Source organism: Trinickia sp., assembly GCF_036503415.1.
GTDB lineage: Bacteria > Pseudomonadota > Gammaproteobacteria > Burkholderiales > Burkholderiaceae > Trinickia.
Window position 1 is genome coordinate 1 of sequence record NZ_DASXWY010000168.1, and the last position, 4,262, is coordinate 4,262.

A 4,262-nucleotide genomic window follows, 5' to 3' on the forward strand; every position below is an offset into this window, starting at 1 on the left:
GGACAGGCACTGACGCAGCCTGCCGCGATGGGACGCAAGGCGAGCGTAGTGCTTTTCACACTGAACTTGGCGACGTAGCTCGCGAGATGCGCGAGCTGCGAATGCCGATTGATCCCGAGAGGGGAAGGACGAGGCGATGAATGAGAACTTGAGAGCAACCATGAAAAACAGCGTGCGCGTAGTGCTGATGGTATCGGCACTTGCAATGACGGGAGCCGCCGTCGCGGCGAAGAAGCCGGCATCGGCTTCGGCACAGGCGCCTATCGCGGCGAGTGCGCCCCTCCCGGCGGGTGCGATTGCACGCGTGAACGGCGTGACGATTCCCGCGAGCGATCTTGATGCCGCGGTGCGTGCAAGCCGGCAGCCCGATACGCCGGCGCTGCGCACATCGCTGAAGAATCAGTTGATCGCGCGCGAGCTTTTCCGCCAGGCGGCGCAGAAGCAGCATTACGACGCGCATGCCGACGTGCAGGCCATCGTCGAGCAGACGAAGACGATGGCGATGATGCAGGCCTATTTGAAGGATGTCGTGAAGCCCGCGCCCGTCACCGATGACGAAGTGAAATCGAAATACGACGCCATCGTCGCGACACTCGGCGAAAACGAGTACAAGCCGAGCGCGATTGCAGTGAAGGACGAGGCCACTGCCAAGACGATTCTCGAGCAACTGAAAAAGGGCGGCGATTTCGCGCAACTCGCGAAGCAATACAGCCAAGGGCCGAACGCGACGCAAGGCGGTGCGCTGAATTGGGTGTCGTTCAAGACGCCGATCACGGCCGGCACTACCCAGAACTGGCCGCAGCCGCTTGCCGAGGCACTCGTGAAGTTGCCGAAGGGGGCGGTGTCGAGTGCGCCGGTGCAAGTGGGCGACGCTTTCTGGATTTTGCGCGCGGACGATATGCGCAAGACGCAGATCCCGACGCTCGATCAATCGAAGGACGGCTTGCGCAAGGAACTCGAGCAGGTCGCGTTGGCCAAGGCGACGGCGCAGGTCGTGACCGATCTCGTCAAAAACGCGCACATCGAGCAGTGAGATGCTGAAAAGCGGCGAGCCCGGCAATCAGCGCTTTTAAACGAGACATTCGACAACAAAACCTCAACCACAAGAGACCAACGATATGGACTTACACAAACGTATTCCTCGCCTCGTCGCAGTCGCGATACCTATTGCGCTGCTGAGCGCGTGTGGCTTCGTGGCTCCGCCCTACACGGCGTCGGTCGACAACATTCAAGCCCTGAAGAATGCATCCGGCGCACATGCGCGCGTCGGCACGTTCGACTCACAGTCGAGCACCAAAAACTACTATCCGATTGCCCTGCGCGCGAACGTGATGCGCTCCCCGGTTGGCGATTCGTACGGCAGCTATCTCGCCGATGCGATGACAAAGGAGCTGACGATGGCAGGCAAGCTTTCGCCGCAATCCGATGTCGAGATCAAAGCGACATTGATCGAAAACCACGTGGATGTCGGCTTGGCGACGGGCGAGGCCGCGCTGAGCGCGCGTTTTATCGTCACGCGCGGAGGCGCCATCCGATATGACAAGGTCAAGACAGCCCATACCCAGTGGGAATCGGCTTTTGCGGCCATGATCGCGGTCCCGAAAGCGCGCGAAGAATATCCCCTGGCTGTTCAAAAGCTGTTGGGCGAGCTTTACGCGGATCCAGCGTTTCGCGAAGCAATCGAATAGGCGCAGGCACCGCGTTAGAGATCGACAAACCGTTTCACCCCACGCAAACGAGGACCAAAAAATGGCATTGATTCACAAAATCGCAGTAGTTGGCATGATTGCAGCGTTGTCAGGTTGCGCACACGAAATTTCGTTGACGGGCGACCCCGCCAAGCTTCCTGAGTTGTCGACGAAACCCATCGAAAAGAGCGTCGCCATGGTGATTTCGGAAGACGAGTCCGCGCGCGAGGTCATCACGCCCGGCGGAGGAGGGGACAAAGTCAGCTACCACCCGTATCACGACCTGGAGCTTCCGATCTACGTCGGTCTTGGACATGTGTTCAAGAACGTCACGAAGATGAAGAAAGCGCCGGATGCGGAAGCTATGCGTGCGCAGCATCTCGACTATGTCGTTGTCCCGTCGATCACGACGAAGTCGTCGTCGCCCAGCCTGCTCACGTGGCCGCCGACGGACTTTACCGTCGCGCTGACCTGCACGATCACCGATCCGACGGGCCAGAAAGTGGTGGTCGAGGACGTGACGGGCACGGGCCACGCCGAATTCAGCGAATTCAAGCGCAACTTCGGTTTGGCCGGACAGCTCGCGGTTGCGGATGCCGTGACGAAATTGCAGACCGCGCTGGCGAACGAGCCCAAGTTGCAAAAGTAATAGCGGTTCGCTGGTGACTTGCATCATCCGCGAGGTTCGCCCGCTCTCGAGACGTCTGCTGGATTCGAGCGCGGGCCTGCTGGCTATACCGCACACGGCACGACCGGCCGGCGGTACGTAAGCGCACAAGCAATGCCGAGCCCGTGGCCGCGGGCTCGGCAATACGCAATGGGCAGTCGGTAAAAACAAAACAACTCGTTGGCGAATAAAAATGACGAACGGGGCAAGGCAGGGCGGTGTATTCCAGCGTCTGGAGCAGGCACGCGCCGCATCCGACGCATTACAAGCGAATGCCGAGACGGGCATGCCGGAAAGCGGCATGCATGCCCGCTATCGCGGCTGGCAACGCGCGCTGAGCGCGTTCGTTGCCGCGACCCTGTTCGTCGGACCGATTACCGTGACGGTCGAGACCGGCCGTCAGGCGGCGGGCGTGCTGGCGGCGGGAAGTCATCGGCTGGGTGACGACGCCTGGCGTGCGATTCAGGATATCGCTTCGTTGCGCCTGCGAGTGCGCATCGCAATGCAGGCGGCCAATGCCGCGCCGATCGTCGATCCCACCGCCCCAATCACGTTTCAACCGCAGATCGTGCAATCGACGGGCGCCGGTGGCGGCGTGCCTGTCGTCAACATCACCGCACCGAATGCCGCGGGCATTTCGCTCAATCAATATCAAACGTTCAACATCGACGCAGCCGGGTTGATTCTGAACAACAGCCTGCAAAGCGGGACTTCGCTCACAGGCGGCACCGTGGCTGCCAACCCGAATCTGAACGGACGCACGGCCAGCGTCATTCTCAATCAGGTGACATCGACGGGCGCAGGCTATGCGAGCGTATTGGCCGGCCCGCTCGAAGTCTTCGGCGCGGCGGCGAGCGTCATCATCGCGAATCCGAACGGGATCGCGGTACGCGGGGCGGGCTTCACCAATACGACGGGCGTGACGCTCACGACAGGCGCGCCGCAATTCCTCACCGGCACGGGCGGCACCGTGACGGACTTCGCGAACGGTCAGGCCATCGCCTACGACGTGAAGGGTGGGCACATTCAGATCGAAGGCAATGCGGGAGTGAATGGCCCGGGCTCGGGCATTGAAGGCACCGTCGGCACCATCGATCTGATCGGCGAGACCGTGGGCATCAATGCGCCGTTATACGCCGGCACGCGCATCAATGTGATTGCGGGCGATCAACTCGTGAAGCCCAGCGTCGTGGATGCAACGGGCACCACCTATTCCACGAGCGCCAATGGCAGCGCGAACACGCTGGCCGCAATTGGCGCCGCCAATCAGGGTTATGCGATCGACGCGACCGCGTTCGGGGCGATGACGGCCGGCCAGATCGCGATGGTGGGCACTGCGGCGGGCATGGGCGTGCGGGCCGACGCGGGGTTGTCGGCGACGACGGGGAATCTGACGCTGTCGTCGAACGGAGATTTGACGGTGGCGAGTCATACGGCACAGCAGGACGTGTCGATGACGAGTGCGGGGAATGTGACGCTGGCCGGCACCGGCGTGGCCGGTAGCGGATATACCGTCAATGCCGCTGGGGATGTGATTTCCAACGGCACGGTGCAGTCAGGCGCCGATTTATCGATTACCGCGGGCAATAACGTCGCGATCGCGGGGCAGAGCACGGCGCAGAACAATGTGACGCTTTCGGCTGGGCACGATATTTCGCTGACCGGCTCGCTCGCGAGCGGCAAGGCGTTCAATGCGACGGTGGCCGGGGCGTTCAGCGTGCCCGGTTCGCTGTTGGTGGGCACCGATGCGACGCTTTCGAGCGGCACGCTCGATGTGCCCGGTGTCGTCATCGTTCAGCAGAACGGGACACTCGCGACCCAGGGCGATTTGACGGGCAGCGGCTCGATCGCGTTCGGGCAGAGCGGAACGTTGAGCTGCTGACATGACGTCAATATCGCGGGCAAGC

4 protein-coding genes are annotated in these 4,262 nt (G+C 61.8%); all 4 read left to right on the forward strand.

Annotated elements, in window-relative coordinates; genetic code table 11:
- The first annotated feature begins 160 nt into the window (after positions 1-160).
- The 4 genes from VGL01_RS21185 to VGL01_RS21200 all read left to right on the forward strand — a co-directional run bounded on the left by VGL01_RS21185 (position 161) and on the right by VGL01_RS21200 (position 4,237).
- Positions 161-1,033, forward strand: a complete 873-nt coding sequence (locus VGL01_RS21185; protein ID WP_414720317.1) for a peptidylprolyl isomerase — start codon at positions 161-163, stop codon at positions 1,031-1,033.
- Between the two features lie 85 nt (positions 1,034-1,118).
- On the forward strand, positions 1,119-1,688 hold the full coding sequence (locus VGL01_RS21190) for a hypothetical protein (RefSeq protein ID WP_331572839.1): 570 nt from the start codon (positions 1,119-1,121) through the stop codon (positions 1,686-1,688).
- Between the two features lie 61 nt (positions 1,689-1,749).
- Positions 1,750-2,337 carry a hypothetical protein gene (locus VGL01_RS21195; RefSeq protein ID WP_331572841.1) on the forward strand — a complete coding sequence of 196 codons (588 nt, stop codon included), beginning with the start codon at positions 1,750-1,752 and terminating at the stop codon, positions 2,335-2,337.
- Between the two features lie 211 nt (positions 2,338-2,548).
- On the forward strand, positions 2,549-4,237 hold the full coding sequence (locus VGL01_RS21200) for a filamentous hemagglutinin N-terminal domain-containing protein (protein ID WP_414720318.1): 1,689 nt from the start codon (positions 2,549-2,551) through the stop codon (positions 4,235-4,237).
- The last annotated feature ends 25 nt before the right edge of the window (positions 4,238-4,262 follow it).